Here is a 22,354-nt window from a genome sequence, read left to right on the forward strand (position 1 = left end):
AAAAAGGGGCGGTAGTCTAACACCGCCCCTTGCGTCGCCTTACAGCTCGGCGGCGAGCCGTGAGCCTTGGTTGATGGCGCGCTTGGCGTCCAGCTCGGCCGCCACATCGGCGCCGCCGATCAGGTGCACGTTCTGCCCTGCGGCGACCAGGCCGTCCTGCAACTCGCGCAGCGGGTCTTGCCCGGCGCAGATGACGATGTTGTCCACGGCCAACAGCTGCGGCTCACCTTCGGCACCGATGCGGATATGCAGGCCGTCATCGTCGATCTTCAGGTACTCGACGCTGTTAAGCATCTGCACGCGCTTGTTCTTCAAGCCGGTACGGTGGATCCAGCCGGTGGTCTTGCCCAGGCCGTCGCCGACCTTGGAAGCCTTGCGTTGCAACAGGAACACATCACGGGCCGGGGCATGGGGTTGCGGCTTGATCCCGGCCACACCGCCACGGGCTTGCAACTGGGTGTCGATGCCCCACTCTTTCCAGAACGCTTCGCGGTCGAGGCTGGTAGACACGCCTTCATGCACGAGGAATTCCGACACGTCAAAACCAATGCCGCCGGCGCCGATCACCGCGACGCGCTTGCCCACCGGCTTGCGCTCGAGGATCACGTCCAGGTAGCTCAGCACTTTGGCATTTTCAACGCCCGGAATCGCCGGCGTGCGCGGCGCAATGCCGGTGGCCAGGACGATCTCGTCGTAACCGCCCGCCACCAGTTGTGCGGTGTCGACACGGGTGTTGAGGCACAGCTCGACGTGGGTGGTCTGCAACTTGCGATTGAAGTAGCGCAGGGTCTCGAAAAACTCTTCCTTGCCCGGTACGCGCTTGGCGATATTGAATTGGCCGCCGATCTCACTGGCCGAATCGAATAAGGTCACCTGGTGGCCACGCTCAGCCGCCACGGTGGCGGCGGCCAGGCCTGCGGGGCCGGCACCGACCACGGCGATTTTCTTGATCTGCTTAACCGGCAGGTAGTTGAGTTCGGTTTCATAGCAGGCCCGCGGGTTAACCAGGCAGGTGGTCAACTTGCCGCCAAAGGTGTGGTCCAGGCAAGCCTGGTTGCAGCCGATGCAGGTGTTGATTTCATCGGCGCGGCCGGCGGCGGCCTTGTTGACGAACTCGGGGTCGGCGAGGAAAGGCCGCGCCATCGAGACCATGTCGGCATCGCCTTCGGCGAGGATCTGCTCGGCAATCTCCGGTGTGTTGATGCGGTTGGTGGTGATCAGCGGGATCTGCACCGCACCGCGCAATTTGGCCGTGACTTTGCTGAACGCGCCACGGGGTACTTTGGTGGCGATGGTCGGGATACGCGCTTCGTGCCAGCCGATGCCGGTGTTGATGATGGTCGCGCCGGCCTGCTCGATGGCCTTGGCCAACTGCACAATTTCTTCCCAAGTGCTGCCGCCTTCCACCAGGTCGAGCATCGACAGGCGGAAGATAATGATGAAGTTCGGGCCCACCGCTTCACGCACGCGGTGCACGATCTCCACCGCCAGGCGCATACGGTTTTCGTAGCTGCCGCCCCAACGGTCGGTGCGGTGGTTGGTGTGGGCGGCGAGGAACTGGTTGATGAAGTAACCTTCGGAACCCATGATTTCCACGCCGTCGTACTCGGCGACCTGGGCCAGCAGCGAGCAGGTGACGAAATCCTGGATCTGCTTCTCGATGCCCTCCTCGTCCAGCTCCTTGGGCTTGAACGGGTTGATCGGTGCCTGGATCGCACTCGGCGCCACCTGTTTGGGGCTGTAGGCGTAACGGCCGGCGTGGAGGATCTGCATGCAGATCTTGCCGCCCGCCTCATGCACGGCCTGCGTGACGATCCTGTGCTTCTGCGCTTCTTCTTCGGTGGTGAGCTTGGCCGCGCCGGAATACACCCCGCCTTCATCATTCGGGCCAATGCCGCCGGTGACCATCAGGCCCACGCCGCCACGGGCGCGCTCGGCAAAGTAGGCCGCCATGCGTTCGAAACCACCGGGCTTTTCTTCCAGGCCCGTGTGCATCGAGCCCATCAGGGTGCGGTTACGCAAGGTGGTAAAACCCAGGTCCAACGGGGCCAGCAGGTGCGGGTAGGCAGCAGCGGTCATGGTACAGCTCCACAACGGATCATCACGGGACGTGGAGGGCTCGAATGGCACCCCATCGGTTTATGTCCCACAGACTAAGAGGCGGTGGACGACGGCTCAATGACTGAAACTGACAAGTTATTGATCCAAATGCACAGCGCCCCTTGGCAAGCCGCTGCCGGGGCCCTACCCTAGTCGCGAACCCTGCACCCGGTCTGTTGTCTGTTGCCCCATGCGTAAACTTCTCGCTTTTACCGTCTCCATGGCCCTGGTTGCCGCAGTCGCCGCGTATCTGGTCTGGACCCAGGAGCGCCCCGTGGGGCATTACCTGTCGGACCTGCGCATCACCCTCGCCGTCAACGAAGGCCTGCCCGCCGATCGCGGCAACTTGCTGGGCATCCAGCCGGAGCTGTTTCCCGCCGATTACCAGAGCCTGGAACGCTTGCACCTGAAGCTCGCGGCCTATCTGCAAAAGGCCCGGGACCAGGGGTTGATCAACGAAAAAACCATCGTGGTGCTGCCTGAACATATCGGCACCTGGCTGATGTTGACCGGTGAAAAAAATGAGGTGTACCAGGCGCTGCACGTGAAGGATGCGATGAACTGGCTGTCGGTCAGCAACCCGCTGCTGTTTGCGCGTGCCTGGATCAGCGCAACCGGCGATAACCGCACCGATGACGCCTACCTGCGCATGAAAGCCTCCGGCATGGCGCGGGACTATCAGGTGCTGTTCGGCGGCCTGGCCAAGGAGTTTGGCGTCACGCTGGTGGCCGGCTCCATCGCCCTGCCCAACCCCAGCGTCAGCCAGGGCCAACTGCAGGTCGGCCATGGCGCCTTGTACAACGCCAGCGTGGTGTTCGCGGCGGACGGATTGCCCCTCGGTGATCCCCAGCGCCAGCTTTATCCGATCTACGATGAACGCGGTTTTATCGAACCCGGTGACGAAAACATCGTCAGCGTGGTCGACACCCCGGCCGGGCGCCTCGGCGTGTTGGTCGGCAGTGACAGCTGGTACCCGGACAACTATCGCAAGCTCAACGAGCAAGGTGCGCAACTGATTGCGGTACCGGCCTTTGTGCTGGGTCGCGATACCTGGGATCGACCATGGCGCGGCTTCAAGAGCGTGTCCACGCCACCGGAAATCAGCCTCAAGCCTGAAGAACTCAGCGAAGGTGAGGCCTGGCGGCGCCTGACGCTGATCAGCCAGCAACCCGTCAGCCAGGCAACCGCTGGCATGAGCGTATTCCTGCGTGGGCAGTTCTGGGACCTGGGCACGGCCGGGCACAGCTTTCTCAGCAGCTACGGGCAGATCAGCGCCGACGGCGACGCCCGTGGTGCGCGCCTGCTGAATATCTGGCTGTAACCCCGTGAAGCCGGTGCGCCTGGGTGATTTGTCGGTGGGCTTCGTGCACACTCTGGCCGACGCGATCCACAGCCACGGCCTCGACCCGCAACCGCTGCTGCTGCAATACGGCCTCGACCCCGCGCGCCTCGCCGAAGCGGGTGCACGCTTGTCGATCCCCCGTTATATGCGCCTGGGCCATGCGGCCATCCAACTCACCGGCGACCCCGGCCTGGGCCTGCGCATGGGCCAGCTCAGCCGCCTGAGCCAGGCCGGGCTGGCCGGGGTCACCGCCGCCCAGGCACCCAACGTACGTGAGGCGGCGCGCACCCTGACCCGCTTCGAGGCGCTGTACGGCTCCAACTATCGCGGCCAATCAAGTTTTCACGAGGACGCCGAAGGCGCCTGGCTGCGTTTCTATTCCATCAGCCCCTATAACGCCTACAACCGCTTCGTGGTGGACTCGATCATCGCCGGCTGGCTGCAGCAACTGTCGAGCCTGGCCCAGCAAACGGTGCAGGCGCAGCGGATTGAAATCGAGTTTGAAGCGCCGGACTACAGCGAACAGTACGCGGTGCTGGGCGATGGCCCGATCCAGTTCGGCGCCGACGCCAATCAACTGCGCCTGAGCCACCAAACCCTGGCCCTGCGCAACCCGCAGCATTGTCCGAGTACCTGGCACCTGTTGCTGCAACTGTGTGAACGGGAACTGGAGCAGTTGACCCGCACCCGCAGCCTGCGCGAGCGCATTACCCGGTTGCTCGGGCCGATGCTCAATGGCGGCCGGGAACCCGACCTGGAAGAAGTGGCGGCACGCTTGAAGCTGCCGACCTGGACACTGCGCCGCAAACTGGCCGAAGAAGGCACACAGTTTCGCGCGATTCTCAACGATACCCGCCGCGACCTGGCCATGACCTACATTCGCGATACGGAACTGGCATTCGGCGAAATCGCCTACTTGCTCGGTTTTGCCTCGGCCCAGGCGTTTCAACGGGCGTTCAGGCGATGGAACAACCAGACCCCAGGGGAATTTCGCCGCAGTCAGCGGCATTCCGCCTGAAGTCGGTCTTACAGCTCGGTGGCGTCATCGGCCGGATCCAGAGGATCCAGTTCAAAGGCCTGGTACTCCAGCAGTTCTTCCTGATATTCGTCCATGGTGGGCTCCTTGTTTTGAATTAAAAGCGGCTGCAGATAAATGACCTGCACAGCCAGCCTAAAGTGCCGTGATGACGAAAAAATGTCGACGTCATGACGTTCCTGCACTCCAGGATTAAACGTAGCAGCGTTGTGCGGATTTAGCACCGGGGTTTTGAGGCGCGATTGCAATCAGGGATGCACTGAAATGGAATGCATCAAGTTTCAGACTTGCGTCGACCACGGGTTTGGACACCCGCCTCCACCGCCATCCCGGCGGTACGCTCCAACGCCTCGGCAAACGCCTGGCGCTGCTGCGGTTCGATCTGCGACAGGAACAACTCGTCCACCGTACTTTCGTAGATCTTCCACATTTTTTTACGCAACGCCCGGCCGGCATCGGTGATCGACGCAAAGGCCGCGCGCCCATCGCCGTCGGAACGTGAACGCAGCACCAGGCCGTCCTTTTCCAGGCGATCTACCAGGCGCGTGAGGTTATAGCGCTCGATGGCCAGCACATCGGCCAATTCGTGCATGCGGCGGGTGCCTTCGGGGCCGCTTTCAAGGCCCCACAGTGCATCGTACCAGGCGTAAGGCGGCAAGGCGGCGGCCGCCAGGCGGCGCTCGATTTCGCGGATGACGGTTCTGTGGGCCCTGACAAAACGGAACCATACATCAGGCTCTTTCGACGACATGCAACACCATCCGGCGGATTTCAAGAAGGTTGCAATAGTAGCTCATCCCGCGCTAGATTCGGCCATGTAGTTGCAATTGCAACAACTTTGACGACGTTCCCACAAGGAGCCCGCCACTTGAAATCCGCCGACCGTGGAGCCTCACATGACCCCGAATAACGTAGTCAGACGCGACGTCGATCCACAGGAAACCCGCGAGTGGCTGGAGTCCATCGAATCGGTGCTGTCCACCGAAGGTCGCCCGCGCGCCCATTACCTGATCGATCAGTTGCTGGATTTCGACGTGGCGCGGCATGGTGATTTCTACGGGCGGGTGACCACGCCTTACGTCAACACCATCCCGGTGGAACGCCAGTTGCCCTACCCCGGCAACCTGGTCATCGAACGCCGTATCAACGCGTTTATCCGCTGGAACGCCATGGCCATGGTATTGCGTGCAGGCAAACACTCCGGTGTGGGTGGGCATATCGCCACTTATGCGTCAGCCGCTGTGCTGTACGACGTAGGTTTCGACCACTTCTTCCGTGGCCGCACCGACAACTTCGACGGCGACCTGGTGTACATCCAGGGCCACTCCTCGCCAGGCATCTACGGCCGTGCCTACCTCGAAGGCCGCATCAGCGAAGCACACCTGGATAACTTCCGCCGCGAAGCCGGTGGCGAGGGCATTTCGTCCTACCCCCACCCACGGCTGATGCCGGACTTCTGGCAATTCCCCACCGTGTCCATGGGCCTCGGGCCGATCACGGCGGCCTACCAGGCGCGCTTTATGCGCTACCTGGAGTTTCGTGACCTCAAGCAACACCAGGGCCGCAAGGTCTGGGCATTCCTCGGTGATGGCGAAATGGACCAGCCGGAATCCCTGGCCGCCATTTCCCTGGCCGGGCGCGAGAAACTCGACAACCTGATCTTCGTGGTCAACTGCAACCTGCAACGTCTGGACGGCCCGGTACGCGGCAATGCCAAGGTGATCCAGGAGTTCGAAAGCCTGTACCGCGCCGCCGGCTGGAATGTGATCAAAGTGATCTGGGGCGGTGGCTGGGATGCGCTGCTGGAAAAAGACACCGGCGGCCTGCTGCGCCAGCGCATGATGGAGTGCGTGGACGGTGACTACCAGAACTACAAATCCCAGAACGGCGCCTATGTGCGCGAACATTTCTTCGGCAAATACCCGGAGTTGCTGGCACTGGTTGCAGACCTGTCCGACGACGATATCTGGAAACTCTCACGGGGCGGCCATGACCCGGACAAGGTCTACAACGCCTATGCTGCCGCCGTACGCCACAGCGGCCAACCAACGGTGATCCTGGCAAAGACCGTCAAGGGCTTTGGCATGGGCGAAGCCGGCGAAGGCCAGAACATCAATCACCAACTGAAAAAGATGGGCGCCGATGCCGTCAAAGCCTTCCGCGACCGCTTCGGCCTGGAAGTGCCCGATGAGCAACTCGCTGAAATTCCGTACCTCAAGCCCACCGCCGACAGCGAAGAAGCCCGTTACTTCGCCGCGCGTCGCCAGGCCCTGGGCGGCTATGTACCCGCGCGCCACACGGCGGTCGAACCGTTGCAGATCCCCGAACTGAGCGCCTTCGCCACTCAGCTCAAGGACACTGGCGAGCGCGCGATATCAACCACCATGGCCTTCGTGCGCATCCTCGGCACCCTGCTGAAAGACCCGCACCTGGGCAAGCTGATCGTGCCCATCGTGCCGGACGAATCACGCACCTTCGGCATGGAAAGCCTGTTCCGTCAGATCGGTATCCACTCTGCCGTCGGCCAGCTCTACACCCCACAGGACTCCGGGCAACTGAGCTATTACAAGGAGAGCAAGGACGGACAGATCATGCAGGAAGGCCTGAATGAGTCCGGGGCCATTTCCTCGTGGATAGCGGCGAGTACGTCCTACAGCAATCACGGCCTGATGACCGTGCCGTTCTACATCTTCTATTCGATGTTCGGCTTCCAGCGCGTCGGCGACCTGGCCTGGGCAGCGGGCGATGCACGGGCACGTGGTTTCCTGCTGGGTGCCACGGCCGGGCGCACCACGTTGATGGGCGAAGGCCTGCAGCATGACGATGGCCATAGTCATATCCTGTCGTCGGTGATTCCGTGCTGCGTGTCCTATGACCCGACCTTTGCCTACGAACTGGCGGTGATTATTCGCGAAGGCATGCGGCGTATGTATGTCGAACAGGAGGATATTTACTACTACATCACCCTGCTCAACGAAAACTACCCGCACCCGGCAATGCCCGAAGGTATGGAGGATGGCATTGTTAAAGGCATGTACCGCCTGAGCGGCAGCCAGCACGCCAAGGTGCAACTGATGGGCAGTGGTTCGATCCTGCGCGAAGTGATCGCCGCCGCCGACCTGCTCGCCAACGACTTTGCCGTGCAATGCAATGTATGGAGCGTGACCAGCCTGACCGAATTGCGCCGTGACGGGCACGCGGTGGAGCGCTGGAACCTGTTGCACCCCGAGCGTGAGCCACGCGAGAGCTACGTCGAGCAATGCCTGGCCGGGCAAACGGGACCGGTGGTGGTGGCGACGGATTACGTGAAGCTGTTCGCCGATCAGATCCGTCCGTTCGTGCCGGGCCGACGCTTTGTCGCACTGGGCACTGATGGTTTCGGGCAATCAGACACCCGGGAAGCCTTGCGCGCGTTCTTTGAGGTGGATCGCCACTTCATCGCCCTGGCTGCCCTGAAGGCACTGGCGGATGACGGCGTGATCGGTCGCGACAAGGTCAGTGAAGCGATCAAACGCTACGGGATCAACGTCGACAAGGCCGACCCCGTAGCGGTTTGATTTACTGCGCAGGCGTCGGCAGGGGCGGAATCGCTTCTGTCGGCGGCGGCAGGTCCGGCGTGGTGGCAGCGGGTGCGGGCTCGGCCTGCGGCGCAATCGGTGCAGCCTCAGGCGCGGGCACAACCGGCTCCGAGGCAGCCGGTGCGGCAGGCTCTTCCTTCGGCGCCTCGACTTTCTCTGCAGCCGGTGCGGCCTTCGGCTCCGGCACACCGAGGTCGGCCTTGGGCTGCTCGGGGATATGCTCGGCCTTCTTCACTTCCTGTGGCAGGAACACATCCACCAACGCAAAGTAACGGTCGTAGAACTTCGGCGCGGACACCGTCTCACTGGCCACCTTCACCATCGAGTCATCGGTAGAGCCGATCGGCATCGACACCGACCCCAGCACGCCCACGCCCAGGCTCGCGGAGTTGTTGACCTTCTTCAGCGCATAACGATCCTGCAGGGCATTGGCGAACATCGTCGAGTGGTTCTTGCCTTTGCCATCATCGGCGCACACCACGTTGAAGCTGATCTGCAGGTGCGTTTCGCCGGTCTGCTGGAAGCTCTTGTTACCCACGACCAGTTTCGGATCGCTGCTGGTGATGATGTAGCCCTGGCTCAGCAAGGCGCGCCGCGCGGCCTCGCACGCCGCTACATCGGTAACCGGGTAATCCCGGGAAAATGTACCGGAGTCGTCGAAGTTCTCATGTTCATAAATAGCGGTCTTGGGTGACGAGCAGCCCGCGGCGCCCGCCAGCACCAGCGCCAGCCCGAGGCTACGCAAGTGGAATGATGTCGACATTGATAATCCTGAGGAAAACGGTCTGGGCGGTATTGTGCAACAGAACGAGGCCTTGGCGCGCGCATTCCTGTCGGTAAAACGTCACAGGGTTACGCGCCAGGGCCTGCAGGGAAAAGCCCGGCGCACATATGGTCAATAAATACGCGGAGCTTGGCCGAGGTATGGCGACCGGGCCACAATATCCAGAAATTGCCCCGATGCTCCAGGTCATCATCCAGCACCCGTTGCAAGCGCCCTTCGTCCACGGCCTGGTTGACCATGTAGTCCGGCAGGCAGGCAATGCCCAAGCCCTCGAGCACCACATGCTTGAGGGACTCGATGGTGGTGCTGACCAGCGGCGTACGCAACAGCGGTTCCGCAGCCCCCGGGGCAAGGCGCAACGGCCAGGGCTCGAGCTTGCCCGTGGCGCAGAACTTGTGGCGCAGGCAGGCGTGGCCATTGAGGTCCTGTGGTTGCTGCGGCGTGCCGTGTTGGGCGAAGTAGCCCGGCGTGGCGACGAGTACCAACTGGTAGTGGCCCAGATGACGCGCCATCAAACGCGAATCTTCCGGCTTGCCCGTGCGAATCACCGCATCGAAACCTTCCTCGATCACGTCCACCATGCGGTCGGAAAAATCCACGTCCAGCTCGATCTCCGGGTAGGTGCGCATAAAGTCACTGAGCACCGGCATCAACAAGCCGCGCACCTGCGGCACACTGATGCGCAACTTGCCCCGTGGCGTTGCAGCGGCGTCCGTCAGCTCCTGCTCGGCCGCTTCCACCTCAGCGAGAATCCGCCGCGAGCGCTCAAGGAACAGTGCACCTTCACTGGTCAAGGTGATACTGCGCGTGCTGCGGTGAAACAGCCGCACGCCCAGGCGCTCTTCCATCCGCGCAATGCTTTTGCCCACGGCCGACGACGACACCCCCAGCACGCGGCCGGCGGCGGTGAAGCTGAGCGTCTGCGCCACCTGCACAAATACCGACAGGCTGCCCAAGCTGTCCATGATCTGCCTCCAATTACGGACATCCGCGTCCGATAAGTTCGGAACCTTAGCCTGTTTTTCCGTCAACCACAGCCCCCTACTCTGCCTGCTTGCCCTTTTACCTGGATAAAACGTCATGAGCAGCAGCCCTTCACTCACCGCATCAGCCCAACGGGATTCTTTACCCTTGGGCGGTCTAATGGCCCTGGCCAGCGCCGGCTTTATTACCATCCTCACCGAAGCCATACCCGCCGGGCTTCTGCCGCAGATGGGCGACGGCCTGGGCGTGTCGCCCGCCTTGGTCGGCCAATTGGTTACCCTCTACGCCCTTGGCTCCCTGCTGGCAGCCATCCCGCTGACGCTGCTGACCCGCGGCTGGCGCAGGCGGCCGTTGTTGCTGCTGGCCATTGGCGGCTTTGCCTTGGTCAATAGCGTAACCGCGCTGTCCAGCCATTACGGGTTGACCCTGGTGGCGCGCTTTTTTGCCGGGGTCTTCGCCGGGTTGCTGTGGGCGTTGCTGGCGGGTTATGCGAGCCGAATGGTGGCGCCACACCTGCAAGGTCGCGCCATTGCCGTGGCGATGCTGGGTGCACCCCTGGCGCTGTCGCTGGGTGTACCTGCGGGCACCTTCCTCGGCACCGCCGTTGGCTGGCGCTTGAGCTTTGCGATCATGACCGGGCTGACCCTGGTGCTGCTCGCCTGGGCACGCTGGCAACTGCCGGACTTTGCCGGCGAACGGGCGGATAAACGCCTGGGGCTGCGCCAGGTGCTGAACCTGCCGGGCATTCGTCCGGTGCTATGGGTGACGTTTACCTACGTGCTGGCCCACAACATTCTGTACACCTACATCGCCCCGTTGCTGGTGCCCGCAGGGGTCGATGCGGACGTTGACCGAGTACTGCTGGTGTTCGGCCTCGCGGCAGTGCTGAGCATCTGGCTGGCAGGTGTATTGATTGACCGGTGGTTGCGCGCCTTGCTGCTGATCAGTTGTGCGCTGTTTGGCCTGATCGCCCTTGCGCTGGCGTTGTGGATCAATGTGCCGGCAGTCATCTATATCGCCGTGACGTTATGGGGCCTGGCGTTCGGCGGTTTGCCGGCATTGCTGCAAACCGCACTGGCCCAATCGGCGGGCAAGTCGGCGGATGCCGCACAATCCATGCTGGTGACCGTGTGGAACCTGGGGATAGCCGGTGGCGGCCTGGCGGGTGGCGTATTGCTTCAAGGTTGGGGCGTCACGGCCTTTCCATGGGCGGTTGTGCTTCTGATGCTGCTGGCCTGGGCCGGTGCATCACAGACGGCGCCCCAGCAGTTGGCCCGGCCACCCCGCCAAGTCGAACGTTGAAATGCGCTGGTAGCCACAGGACTCATAAAAACGCACCAGATCCCCTGTCCCGCCGCCGTAGCAGTCCACACGCAAGCGCGTGACTCCTGCTGCGCGGGCCTGGTCATCGGCAAAGGCCATCATGCGCCGGCCAAGGCCGCGAACACTCGGGTCACGCGCGGCAATCAACAGGCGCACATACACCTCGGGCTCAGTCGCCGAAGGTACATAAGGCATGGGATCGCCCACCACCAGCGCTCCTCGGAGATGCCCCTCGGGGTCCTCGACAACCCAGGCCCCGGGCAACGCGCAGGCTTCAGCCACTTGCGCGACCCGCCGGGGCGACCCCGACCAGGGCTCGGTGCCCCACTGATGGGTATTGCCCCTGCCAACGAACCAGGCGATCACCTCGTCGAACACCTGCAGCACCGCAGGAACATCCGCCACGCTGGCGCGGCGGATCAGCAAGCCATCCATTCCTTGAATCAACACGCTTGGAACTCCTGGGTCGACGATACCGAGTACCCAGTCTAGCGCACACATAAAAAAGCCCCCGGTCTTTTCAGGCCGGGGGCTTCTTGTTCAAAGCGACATCAGTACTTCTTGATATCAGCCTTGGTTTCCAACTGCTTGCGGTACGCCGCAAAGTCCTGCTGGCCGACACGGGAAGCGAGGAAGCGGCGGTATTGCGCCTTTTCTTCGTCCGTTGGGGCGGCCGCTTCGTTGACGCCGTTCAAGCGCACGATCACCAGGCTGCCATCAGCCAGGGTCACGGTGGTGAAGGTCGGCTTGTCCTTGGCCGCAGGCTTGGGCATGCGGAACAGGGCTTGCAGCACGGCCGGGTCAATCGCTTCCTGGCTACGGGTAGCCGCTTCAGTGACTTTCCAGGCCTGGCCGTCGACCGGCTGGTTCAGCGGGGTCTTGCCATCACGCAGGCTGGCGATCAGTTCGTCAGCGTGAGTCTTGGCAGCCGCGCTGGCGCGCTCCTTGGCCATCTGTGTGCGAATCGCCGCGGCAACGCTTTCCAGCGGCAGTTGCGCCGGTTTGCGGTGCTCTTTGGCACGCAGCACGATGATGGTTTCCGGGTCCAGCTCGATGGCGCTGCTGTTGGCACCCTCATCCAGCACTTCCGGGCTGAACGCAGCGGTGACCACGGCGCGGTTGGCCGCGACACCGTCACCACCTTCACGGCCAAACGGCGCGGAGGTGTGTACGGTCAGCTTCAGGTCCGATGCTGGTTGGGCCAGGTCGGAGGCTTCGAATGCCGCATCTTCCAATTGCTTGGTTGCTTCGACAAAACGCTGCTCGACCTGTTGGGTCTTGAGCTCGCGGGTCAGCTTGTCTTTCAGGCTGGCAAACGTCGGCACTTGCGGTGCTTCAACGCCCAACAGCTTGATCAAATGCCAACCGAAGGTGCTGCGCACCGGCGCCGAAACCTGGTCTTTGTTCAACGCGTACAAGGCAGCTTCGAAGTCAGGGTCGTAGACGCCAGGGCCGGCAAAGCCCAGATCGCCGCCATTGTTGGCCGAACCTGGATCCTGGGAGAACTCCTTGGCCAGGGCCTCGAACTTCTCACCCTTGGCCAGGCGTGCCTGGATTTCTTCGATCTTGGCCTTGGCTTGCGCGTCGGTGACCTTGTCGTTGACTTCAATCAGGATGTGCGCGGCACGACGTTGTTCAGCGAGGTTGGCGGTTTCTTTCTGATAGGCAGCCTGCAGTTCATCGTCCTTGACGCTGACCTGGTCGAAGAAGGAAGACTTCTTCAGTTCCAAGTAGTCAATGACCACCTGGTCCGGGGTCATGAACTCCTTGGCGTGCTGGTCATAGTAAGCCTTGACCTCGTCGTCGGTGAGTTTCACCGCCGCAGGGTTGGCCTTGATATTGACGGTAGCGAAATCGCGGGTCTGTTTTTCCAGACGGGCGAATGCCAGCACTTCGGCGTCGGTCACGAAACCGCTGCCGGCGATGCCTGCGCGCACCTGGCCGATCAGCATTTCCTGGGTCAGCATCTGACGGAACTGCAGACGGCTGTAGCCCAGCTGACGGATCACCTGGTCAAAGCGTTCGGCGTTGAACTTGCCGTCCACCTGGAATTCCGGCGTCTGCAGGATCACCTGGTCCAGTGCAGCTTCAGAGAAGCCAAACTTGGAGTCGGCAGCGCCTTGCAGCAGCAGCTTGCGATCGATCAGGCCCTTGAGGGCCGCTTCGCGCAGCAGTTTTTCGTCCAGCAGTGAAGCATCGAAATCCTTGCCCAGCTGTTGCATCAGCTGACGACGTTGCATGTCGACGGCCTGGCTCAGTTCAGTCTGGGTGATTTCTTCACCGTTGACCTTGGCCACGTCCTGCTTGGTGTTGGTCGAAGCCTGGAAAATGGCCTCGATACCGGTGAACGCCATCAATGCGACGATGATCCCGATAATGGTCTTGGCAATCCAGCCTTGTGAATTGTCCCTGATATTTTGCAGCATGCGTCCCCCAGAAACGGTTGAACTTCAAAAATTGGCAACCGTGGAGCGTGGGTAGAGTCCGGATAGAAGAAAGGCGCATCCGAGGATGCGCCTTCTCGTAACTGGCGGAGCGGACGGGGGGGTTGAATCTACACCCCCGGCTTGGCGACCCGATGGATACTTGGGTCAGCTTTCGCTCCGCTGCCAGGCCAGACCTGCGTCCGACCCGGGTAGCAAAGGCTTGATCGAAGCTTAGTTAACCGCTTCTTTCAGGGCTTTACCGGCTTTGAAACCTGGTTTCTTGGCAGCAGCGATTTGCAGTGCTTTGCCAGTCTGTGGGTTACGGCCAGTGCGAGCTGGGCGGTCAGTCACAGAGAAAGTACCGAAGCCTACCAGTACCACGGAGTCGCCGGCCTTCAGAGCGCCAGTGACGGATTCGATTACTGCATCCAGCGCACGGCCGGCAGCAGCTTTCGGGATATCAGCGGATGCAGCGATAGCATCAATCAGTTCCGACTTGTTCACTCTAAGTCCCCTTATATATCTATTGAGTATGATTCTAAGTTTTTTGGTAAACAGCAAAAACCAGTGCTGAATGGCCTACAGACACTTAAGAGCCGCTTTATAACAAGGGCTCTAAAAAGCTGTCAAGGAAGCCCCCAGGCTTATTCACATTAATGCGTGCTAATTCTTTCCTTGGAATCAGACTCTCGTTTTTCGTCCTTTGCAACTATCTCCGGAACCACATCCGGCAAGGGCTCCGGCGCGTATTGCAGCGCAATTTGCAGGACCTCGTCAATCCATTTAACCGGTTTAATCTGAAGATCCTGCTTGATATTGTCAGGAATTTCCTTCAAGTCGCGAACATTCTCTTCAGGAATGATCACAGTCTTGATGCCACCGCGGTGTGCAGCCAGCAATTTCTCTTTCAGGCCACCAATGGCCAATACCTGGCCACGCAGGGTGATTTCCCCGGTCATCGCAACATCGGCGCGCACCGGTATGCCGGTCAATGCCGAAACCAGGGCCGTGCACATGCCTACGCCAGCGCTCGGACCATCCTTCGGTGTAGCCCCTTCCGGCATGTGGATGTGGGTGTCGTGCTTCTCGTGGAAGTCCAGGGGGATCCCCAGGCTCCTGGCGCGGCTGCGCACCACGGTCTGCGCGGCGGTAATGGATTCGACCATCACGTCACCGAGGGAGCCGGTCTTGATCAACTGGCCCTTGCCGGGGATCACCGCAGCTTCGATGGTCAGCAATTCGCCGCCCACCTGGGTCCACGCCAGGCCAGTCACCTGCCCTACCTGATCCTGCTGCTCTGCCAGGCCGTAACGGAATTTACGCACACCCAGGAAGTGCTCAAGAGCGTCGGCCGAGACCTTCACCGAGAAGCGTTTTTCCAGCGCGTGCTCCTTGACCGCCTTGCGGCAAATCTTCGCGATCTGGCGCTCAAGGCCCCGGACACCGGCCTCGCGAGTGTAGTAGCGCACGATGTCGCGGATCGACTCGACGTCGAATTCGATCTCGCCCTTCTTCAGGCCATTGGCCGAAATCTGCTTGGGCGCGAGGTATTTGACGGCGATATTGATCTTCTCGTCTTCGGTGTAACCCGGCAGACGAATCACCTCCATCCGGTCCAGCAATGCCGGCGGGATGTTCATGGAGTTGGAGGTGCACAGGAACATTACGTCGGACAGGTCGTAGTCGACCTCCAGGTAATGGTCGTTGAAATTGTGGTTCTGCTCAGGGTCGAGCACTTCCAGCAAGGCCGATGCCGGATCACCACGCATGTCGCTGCCCATTTTGTCGATTTCATCGAGCAGGAACAGCGGGTTGCGCACACCCACCTTTGTCATTTTTTGAATCAATCTTCCTGGCATCGAACCGATGTAAGTCCGGCGATGGCCACGAATTTCCGCCTCATCGCGCACACCACCGAGGGCCATGCGCACGAATTTACGGTTGGTGGCATTGGCGATGGACTCGGCCAGGGAGGTTTTACCTACCCCAGGCGGGCCAACCAGGCACAACACCGGGCCACGAATCTTCTTCACGCGCTTCTGCACGGCGAGGTATTCGAGGATGCGTTCTTTGACTTCTTCAAGGCCATAGTGGTCGGCATCAAGGATATCTTCGGCACGGGCCAGGTCCAGGCGTACCTTGGTCTGGGCCTTCCACGGCACCTGCACCAGCCAGTCGATGTACGAGCGCACCACGGTGGCTTCGGCCGACATCGGCGACATTTGCTTGAGCTTGTTCAACTCGGCGGTGGCTTTGGCCAGGGCGTCTTTCGGCAGGCCGGCAGCATCGATGCGCTTTTTCAGCTCTTCGATTTCGTTGTGGCCTTCCTCGCTGTCGCCGAGTTCCTTCTGAATGGCCTTCATCTGCTCATTCAGGTAGTACTCGCGCTGGCTGCGCTCCATTTGTTTTTTGACCCGACCCCGGATGCGCTTCTCGACCTGGAGCAGGTCGATCTCGGCATCCAGCAACGCCAGCACGTGTTCGACACGGGCCGACAGGTCAATGATTTCGAGGATGTCCTGCTTCTGCTCGATCTTCAGCGCCATGTGCGCGGCCATGGTGTCGACCAGGCGGCTTGGCTCATCGATGCTATTGAGGGAAGACAGGACTTCAGCCGGGACTTTCTTGCCCAACTGCACGTACTGCTCGAACTGCGAGAGCAGGCTGCGCACAAACACTTCGGACTCGCGCTCAGGGGCCTCGACTTCGTCGATCAGCACCACTTCGGCGCGCAGGTGGCCGTCCACCTCCATGAAACGCTCTACCGCACCGCGCTGCTCGCCTTCCACCAGCACCTTGACGGTGCCATCGGGCAGCTTGAGCAGTTGCAGGACAGTGGCAATGGTGCCGACGCGATACAGGGCATCTTCGCCTGGATCATCATCGGCAGGATTTTTCTGGGCCAACAGCAGGATCTGCTTGTCGCCCGTCATCGCGGCCTCGAGGGCTTCGATAGACTTCTCGCGCCCCACGAACAGCGGGATAACCATGTGCGGATAGACGACGACATCACGCAACGGCAGGAGAGGCAATTCGATGGTTGTCTTCATGATTTCGCCTCTATGACAGTTGAAAAATAAGCTTGAAACCAAGATGGGGGCTGCGTGTAAAAAAAACAAGCTCAATGCTGGCAGTTACACGCAGTAAAAATCCTTACGAAAAACAAAGGAGCCCCTAGAGGCCCCTTCGTTTGTACCAAAACTGCGAAACGCTTACGCGTCTGGCGCAGCCTTGGCAGTCGGCTCACTGTTTTCGTAGATATACAGTGGCTTGGACTTACCTTCTATAACGCTTTCGTCGATCACCACTTTACTCACCTCGGACTGCGAGGGGATTTCGTACATGGTGTCGAGCAATACACCTTCGAGGATCGAACGCAGGCCACGTGCACCGGTCTTGCGCTCCAGTGCCCGCTTGGCCACCGATTTGAGCGCGTCGGTTCGGAACTCGAGGTCCACACCTTCCATCTCGAACAGCTTGGCGTATTGCTTGGTCAGGGCGTTTTTCGGTTCGGTGAGGATCTGAATCAGAGCCGCCTCATCCAACTCGTCCAACGTGGCCAGGACCGGCAGACGGCCAACGAATTCCGGGATCAGACCGAACTTGACCAGATCGTCAGGCTCGACTTCACGCAGGGACTCGCCCACCTTCTTGCCTTCTTCCTTGCTGCGCACTTCTGCACTGAAACCGATGCCGCCACGGGTAGACCGTTGCTGAATAACCTTCTCCAGGCCGGAGAATGCACCGCCACAGATAAACAGGATGTTGCGCGTATCAACCTGAAGGAATTCCTGCTGCGGGTGCTTGCGGCCGCCTTGTGGCGGTACGGAAGCAACCGTGCCTTCGATCAGTTTCAACAGGGCCTGCTGCACGCCTTCACCGGAAACGTCCCGAGTGATCGACGGGTTGTCGGACTTGCGCGAGATCTTGTCGATTTCGTCGATGTAGACAATACCCATCTGGGCCTTCTCTACGTCGTAGTCGCACTTCTGCAGCAGTTTCTGAATGATGTTCTCGACATCTTCGCCCACGTAGCCAGCCTCGGTGAGGGTGGTGGCGTCAGCGATGGTGAACGGAACGTTCAGCAGGCGAGCGAGGGTTTCTGCAAGCAGGGTCTTACCCGAGCCTGTAGGACCGATCAGCAAGATGTTGCTCTTGCCGAGTTCGACTTCGTCGCCTTTCTTGTCACGCTGGTTCAAGCGCTTGTAGTGGTTGTATACCGCTACGGCCAGAACCTTCTTTGCACGCTCTTGACCAATCACATACTGATCAAGGATGCCGCTGATTTCTTTAGGCGAAGGCAATTTATGCGCGCTGCTTTCGGCCTGGGCTTCCTGCACCTCCTCACGGATGATGTCATTGCACAGGTCGACGCACTCGTCGCAGATAAAGACCGAGGGGCCGGCAATCAATTTGCGCACTTCATGCTGGCTTTTGCCACAGAAGGAGCAATAGAGCAGCTTGCCGTTGTCCTCGCCGTTGCGGGTGTCAGTCATTCGTTCGATCCAAATCCGATAGGCTTGCAACACAAGATGAAGGCTTATGCGGGCTTTTTCAAGCCCGCAGATGATCGGGAAACCCGACCAGCCCTATTTTGAGCGGCTTATATTAAGCGGGGCGCTTTTCGATCACTGCGTCGATCAACCCATATTCACGTGCGGCTTCGGCGCTCATGAAGTTGTCACGGTTGGTGTCGCGCTCGATTTCTTCCAGGGTGTGCCCGCTGTGCTTGGCCATCAGCGTGTTGAGACGTTCGCGGATGAAGAGGATTTCCTTGGCGTGGATTTCGATGTCCGACGCCTGGCCCTGGAAACCGCCCAGTGGCTGGTGAATCATCACGCGCGAGTTCGGCAGGCAGTAACGCTTGCCCTCGGCACCTGCGGTCAGCAGGAACGCGCCCATGCTGCAGGCCTGGCCAATGCAGGTAGTCGATACGTTCGGCTTGATGAACTGCATGGTGTCGTAGATCGACATGCCCGCTGTCACCGAACCGCCCGGCGAGTTGATGTAGAGATGGATGTCCTTGTCCGGGTTTTCCGCTTCAAGGAACAGCAGTTGCGCACAGATCAGGTTGGCCATGTAGTCCTCTACCGGGCCCACCAGAAAGATCACTCGCTCCTTGAGCAGGCGCGAGTAGATGTCGTAGGCGCGTTCGCCACGAGCGGACTGCTCGACAACCATCGGGACCAGGCCGCCTGCGGCCTGGATATCAGAGTTCTGCTGAATATAGGAATTACGGAACATGCTCTGCAGTTACTCCCAAATAGTCATGTCTTGAAAACGCATAAGCCAGCGCGAGGCTGGCTTATGGTTGAATTTCCAACGAGTTGGACAATCAGTCGGCTTGTGCTGCTTCCGCCGGCTTGACTGCTTCTTCGTAAGAGACCGCTTTATCGGTCACCTTAGCCTTCTGCAGAACAGTATCCACAACTTGTTCTTCCAGCACAACCGAACGTACTTCGTTCAGTTGCTGGTCGTTCTTGTAGTACCAGGCCACGACCTGCTCAGGCTCCTGGTAGGCCGAAGCCATTTCCTGGATCATTTCGCGGACGCGATCTTCGTCAGGCTTGAGGTCGAACTGCTTGACCACTTCAGCCACGATCAAACCCAGCACCACACGGCGCTTGGCTTGCTCTTCGAACAGCTCGGCCGGCAGCTGGTCTGGCTTGATGTTGCCGCCGAACTGCTGGACAGCCTGTACGCGCAGGCGATCCACTTCGTTGGACAGCAGGGCCTTAGGCACTTCGATCGGGTTGGAGGCCAGCAGACCGTCCATGACCTGGTTCTTGACCTTGGACTTGATAGCCTGGCGCAGCTCGCGCTCCATGTTCTTGCGAACTTCGGTGCGGAAGCCTTCGATACCGGTTTCCTTGATGCCGAACTGATTGAAGAATTCTTCGTTCAGCTCTGGCAGCTTAGGCTCGGAAACGCTGTTGACGGTCACGGCGAACTCGGCGGCTTTGCCAGCCAGGTCCAGGTTCTGGTAGTCAGCAGGGAATTCCAGGTTCAGGACCCGCTCTTCGCCAGCCTTGGCGCCAACCAGGCCGTCTTCGAAGCCAGGAATCATGCGGTTGGAACCCAGCACCAGCTGAGTACCCTTGGCGGAGCCGCCAGCGAATGCTTCGCCGTCAACCTTGCCAACGAAATCGATGTTCAACTGGTCTTCGTTCTGGGCAGCACGGTCGACCACTTCGAAACGGGTGTTCTGCTTGCGCAGGATTTCCAGCATGTTGTCCAGGTCCGAATCAGCCACTTCGGCGCTCAGGCGCTCGATAGCGATACCGTCGAAACCGGCCACTTCGAACTCGGGGAACACTTCGAATACGGCAACGTATTCCAGGTCCTTGCCCGCTTCCAGGGACTTGGGTTCGATCGAAGGCGAACCAGCCGGGTTCAGCTTTTGCTCAACCACTGCTTCGTAGAAAGAAGCCTGGATCACGTCACCGACGGCTTCATTGCGTGCATCAGCACCAAAACGGCGCTTGATTTCGCTCATTGGCACTTTGCCTGGACGGAAACCAGCGATCTTGGCCTTTTGGGCAGTCTGCTGCAGACGCTTGTTGACCGCAGTCTCGATGCGCTCAGCCGGCACGGTGATGCTCATGCGGCGCTCGAGAGCAGTAGTATTTTCAACAGAAACTTGCATGGATATTCCTCGTTGCACAGACGTTAGCCGGCCATTTCCGACCCCAATCAAGGGCATGCATTCTAGTGGGTCAAACTCAAGAAGTCACCCTACTGGAAATACGCCCGTAAACAGCCGGCAATTTATCGATACGAAGGCACTGTCGCGCCCCGCCCCGGTGACAAATAAAGCCAATCACGCCAGGGCTCTGCGCCGCCCCTTCTATATATAGAAGGGGTCGTCGCTCATCTCCCTGACGCCCACCCCGCAGTGAGGGCAGATAACAACGCAGTATCATCGAGACACATAAATACGATGAAACGCACCGCCATCGCGACCCAGAACCTGCAGCCACGACAATCCGAACCGCCAAAACCAAAAAAGGCGCCAGACTGTTAAATCTGGCGCCTTTCGAATATGGGGTGGACGAAGGGGATCGAACCCTCGACAACGGGAGTCACAATCCCGTGCTCTACCAACTGAGCTACGCCCACCATATTGCGTTAACAAAGAAACCAAACCACTTCTTTGTCGAGCCCTACCCTGCGTATAGACCGAGTAAAGCTTTATTGGTGCGGATGAAGAGACTCGAACTCTTACGCCTTGCGGCGCTGGAACCTAAATCCAGTGTGTCTACCAATTCCACCACATCCGCGCTTGAAGCTCTTAAAGCAAAGGCGCCAGACGGTTAATCTGGCGCCTTTCAAAATATGGGGTGGACGAAGGGGATCGAACCCTCGACAACGGGAGTCACAATCCCGTGCTCTACCAACTGAGCTACGCCCACCATATAGCGCTACTTGTGCCAAAGCTGCCTAATGGCGCACCCGGCAGGACTCGAACCTGCGACCATCCGCTTAGAAGGCGGATGCTCTATCCAGCTGAGCTACGGGCGCCTTATTAATCTGTACTCTTGGAGGATTACAAACTAAGTGCTTCCAGCCTTGCAGAACAACGATTCTGCTCGACCTTCTTAACCAGTGCTAGGCTGTGCCCGACAAGTGCGACGAATAGTATAGAGGGCCTGGAAACCCGTCAAATCTTTTTTGAAAAAAATTCATTTTATTTAAGGGGTTAGGCCAATTTGCGGACCAAGCGCCTTTGCCCTCACGCCGTGGCGTGCGAGAATGCGCGCACTTTTCCTCCCCCTCTCGATGGTTAATCACGCGTAATGACTGCACAACTTATCGACGGCAAATCAATCGCCGCCAGCCTGCGCCAGCAGATCGCCAAACGAGTCACCGAGCGCAGCCAGCAAGGCTTGCGCACGCCTGGCCTCGCGGTGATCCTGGTCGGCAGCGATCCTGCCTCTCAGGTTTATGTCTCGCACAAGCGTAAAGACTGTGAAGAGGTCGGCTTTCTTTCCAAGGCCTACGACCTGCCTGCCGACACCACCCAGCAGGCCCTGACCGACCTGATCGACAGCCTCAACGACGACCCGGCGATGGACGGCATCCTCCTGCAATTGCCATTGCCCGCGCATCTGGACGCGTCCAAGTTGCTCGAGCGCATCCGCCCTGACAAAGACGTCGACGGTTTCCATCCCTATAACGTCGGCCGCCTGGCCCAGCGTATCCCGCTGCTGCGCCCGTGCACGCCCAAAGGCATCATGACCCTGCTGGAAAGCACCGGTGTCGACCTGTACGGCCTCGATGCCGTCATCGTCGGCGCGTCCAACATCGTGGGCCGCCCCATGGCCATGGAGTTGCTGCTGGCCGGTTGCACCGTCACCGTGACCCACCGTTTCACCAAGGACCTCGCAGGCCACGTTGGCCGTGCCGACCTGGTCGTCGTGGCCGCCGGCAAGCCGGGCCTGGTCAAGGGCGAATGGATCAAGGAAGGCGCCATCGTCATCGACGTGGGCATCAACCGCCAGGAAGACGGCAAGCTGGTCGGCGACGTGGTGTATGAAACCGCCCTGCCCCGCGCTGGCTGGATCACCCCGGTGCCGGGTGGCGTTGGCCCGATGACCCGTGCCTGCCTGCTGGAAAATACCCTGTACGCCGCAGAAACCCTGCACGGTTAATAACCAGTCGTACTGAAAAAGCCCTGCCTTATCGCAGGGCTTTTTATTGCCCGGAAGAAAACCTGTTTTTTCTTAGTTTTTAAGCACTTTCGTCTGGTTTTAGAAGAACATTCGACAGTCTCTCGTCCAT

At 60.0% G+C, this 22,354-nt stretch carries 17 protein-coding genes and 4 tRNA genes; 5 read left to right on the plus strand and 16 right to left on the minus strand.

Annotated features, from left to right (window positions below):
• Positions 1-39 precede the first annotated feature (39 nt).
• The gene (locus V3W40_RS07975; protein ID WP_323147053.1) at positions 40-2,079 is read right to left on the minus strand and encodes an NADPH-dependent 2,4-dienoyl-CoA reductase; all 2,040 of its coding nucleotides are present in this window, start codon (positions 2,077-2,079) and stop codon (positions 40-42) included.
• 211 nt (positions 2,080-2,290) lie between these two features.
• Here V3W40_RS07975 and V3W40_RS07980 point away from each other — a divergent pair, with 211 nt between their 5' ends.
• Both V3W40_RS07980 and V3W40_RS07985 read left to right on the plus strand, forming a co-directional pair.
• A complete protein-coding gene (locus V3W40_RS07980; protein WP_065924138.1) occupies positions 2,291-3,421 on the plus strand; it encodes a carbon-nitrogen hydrolase family protein in 1,131 nt (376 codons plus the stop codon).
• A gap of 4 nt (positions 3,422-3,425) precedes the next feature.
• Positions 3,426-4,460: an AraC family transcriptional regulator gene (locus tag V3W40_RS07985; protein ID WP_330214798.1), complete on the plus strand. Its 1,035-nt coding sequence runs from the start codon at positions 3,426-3,428 to the stop codon at positions 4,458-4,460.
• Positions 4,461-4,468: 8 nt separating this feature from the next.
• Here V3W40_RS07985 and V3W40_RS07990 read toward each other — a convergent pair whose 3' ends face one another.
• A complete protein-coding gene (locus V3W40_RS07990; RefSeq protein WP_137212152.1) occupies positions 4,469-4,726 on the minus strand; it encodes a hypothetical protein in 258 nt (85 codons plus the stop codon).
• A 26-nt stretch (positions 4,727-4,752) separates the two neighbouring features.
• Positions 4,753-5,229, minus strand: a complete 477-nt coding sequence (locus tag V3W40_RS07995; protein ID WP_330214799.1) for a MarR family winged helix-turn-helix transcriptional regulator — start codon at positions 5,227-5,229, stop codon at positions 4,753-4,755.
• 145 nt (positions 5,230-5,374) lie between these two features.
• On the opposite strand from V3W40_RS07995, the gene aceE reads away from it, so the two are divergent.
• Positions 5,375-8,035 (plus strand): pyruvate dehydrogenase (acetyl-transferring), homodimeric type, encoded by a 2,661-nt coding sequence (gene aceE, locus V3W40_RS08000; protein ID WP_330214800.1) that lies wholly within the window; start codon positions 5,375-5,377, stop codon positions 8,033-8,035.
• A 1-nt stretch (position 8,036) separates the two neighbouring features.
• On the opposite strand, the gene V3W40_RS08005 is transcribed toward aceE, so the two are convergent.
• Both V3W40_RS08005 and V3W40_RS08010 read right to left on the minus strand, forming a co-directional pair.
• On the minus strand, positions 8,037-8,819 hold the full coding sequence (locus V3W40_RS08005) for a DUF2242 domain-containing protein (protein WP_027606248.1): 783 nt from the start codon (positions 8,817-8,819) through the stop codon (positions 8,037-8,039).
• Between the two features lie 89 nt (positions 8,820-8,908).
• Positions 8,909-9,805, minus strand: a complete 897-nt coding sequence (locus V3W40_RS08010) for a LysR family transcriptional regulator (RefSeq protein ID WP_065927027.1) — start codon at positions 9,803-9,805, stop codon at positions 8,909-8,911.
• A 115-nt stretch (positions 9,806-9,920) separates the two neighbouring features.
• Between V3W40_RS08010 and V3W40_RS08015 the strand changes: the two genes are divergently transcribed.
• A complete protein-coding gene (locus tag V3W40_RS08015; protein WP_330214801.1) occupies positions 9,921-11,126 on the plus strand; it encodes an MFS transporter in 1,206 nt (401 codons plus the stop codon).
• Here the strand turns inward: V3W40_RS08015 and V3W40_RS08020 are convergent.
• The 11 genes from V3W40_RS08020 to V3W40_RS08070 form a co-directional block, all read right to left on the minus strand.
• The gene (locus tag V3W40_RS08020; RefSeq protein ID WP_141690815.1) at positions 11,073-11,597 is read right to left on the minus strand and encodes a GNAT family N-acetyltransferase; all 525 of its coding nucleotides are present in this window, start codon (positions 11,595-11,597) and stop codon (positions 11,073-11,075) included. The genes V3W40_RS08015 and V3W40_RS08020 overlap by 54 nt on opposite strands.
• 101 nt (positions 11,598-11,698) lie before the next feature.
• Complete coding sequence (locus tag V3W40_RS08025) at positions 11,699-13,573, minus strand: SurA N-terminal domain-containing protein (RefSeq protein WP_027606244.1); 1,875 nt, start codon at positions 13,571-13,573, stop codon at positions 11,699-11,701.
• A 231-nt stretch (positions 13,574-13,804) separates the two neighbouring features.
• Positions 13,805-14,077, minus strand: a complete 273-nt coding sequence (locus tag V3W40_RS08030) for an HU family DNA-binding protein (protein ID WP_003174819.1) — start codon at positions 14,075-14,077, stop codon at positions 13,805-13,807.
• 149 nt (positions 14,078-14,226) lie between these two features.
• Positions 14,227-16,623, minus strand: coding sequence for an endopeptidase La (lon, locus tag V3W40_RS08035; protein WP_065927024.1), 2,397 nt, complete (start codon positions 16,621-16,623; stop codon positions 14,227-14,229).
• A 162-nt stretch (positions 16,624-16,785) separates the two neighbouring features.
• The gene (clpX, locus tag V3W40_RS08040) at positions 16,786-18,069 is read right to left on the minus strand and encodes an ATP-dependent Clp protease ATP-binding subunit ClpX (protein WP_003238279.1); all 1,284 of its coding nucleotides are present in this window, start codon (positions 18,067-18,069) and stop codon (positions 16,786-16,788) included.
• Positions 18,070-18,181: 112 nt separating this feature from the next.
• Entirely contained in the window at positions 18,182-18,817 is a 636-nt protein-coding gene (gene clpP, locus V3W40_RS08045) for an ATP-dependent Clp endopeptidase proteolytic subunit ClpP (protein WP_003174822.1), read from the minus strand.
• Positions 18,818-18,908: 91 nt separating this feature from the next.
• Positions 18,909-20,219, minus strand: a complete 1,311-nt coding sequence (gene tig, locus V3W40_RS08050) for a trigger factor (protein ID WP_330214802.1) — start codon at positions 20,217-20,219, stop codon at positions 18,909-18,911.
• Positions 20,220-20,616: 397 nt separating this feature from the next.
• Positions 20,617-20,692, minus strand: a tRNA-His gene (locus V3W40_RS08055).
• Positions 20,693-20,768: 76 nt separating this feature from the next.
• Positions 20,769-20,853 (minus strand) — tRNA-Leu (locus V3W40_RS08060).
• Between the two features lie 56 nt (positions 20,854-20,909).
• Positions 20,910-20,985: transfer RNA gene (locus V3W40_RS08065), tRNA-His, on the minus strand.
• 32 nt (positions 20,986-21,017) lie between these two features.
• Positions 21,018-21,094 (minus strand) — tRNA-Arg (locus V3W40_RS08070).
• Positions 21,095-21,369: 275 nt separating this feature from the next.
• On the opposite strand from V3W40_RS08070, the gene folD reads away from it, so the two are divergent.
• On the plus strand, positions 21,370-22,224 hold the full coding sequence (gene folD / locus V3W40_RS08075) for a bifunctional methylenetetrahydrofolate dehydrogenase/methenyltetrahydrofolate cyclohydrolase FolD (protein WP_065927023.1): 855 nt from the start codon (positions 21,370-21,372) through the stop codon (positions 22,222-22,224).
• Positions 22,225-22,354: the final 130 nt, after the last annotated feature.

Source organism: Pseudomonas sp. AM8, from assembly GCF_036346475.1.
Lineage (GTDB): Bacteria > Pseudomonadota > Gammaproteobacteria > Pseudomonadales > Pseudomonadaceae > Aquipseudomonas > Aquipseudomonas marginalis.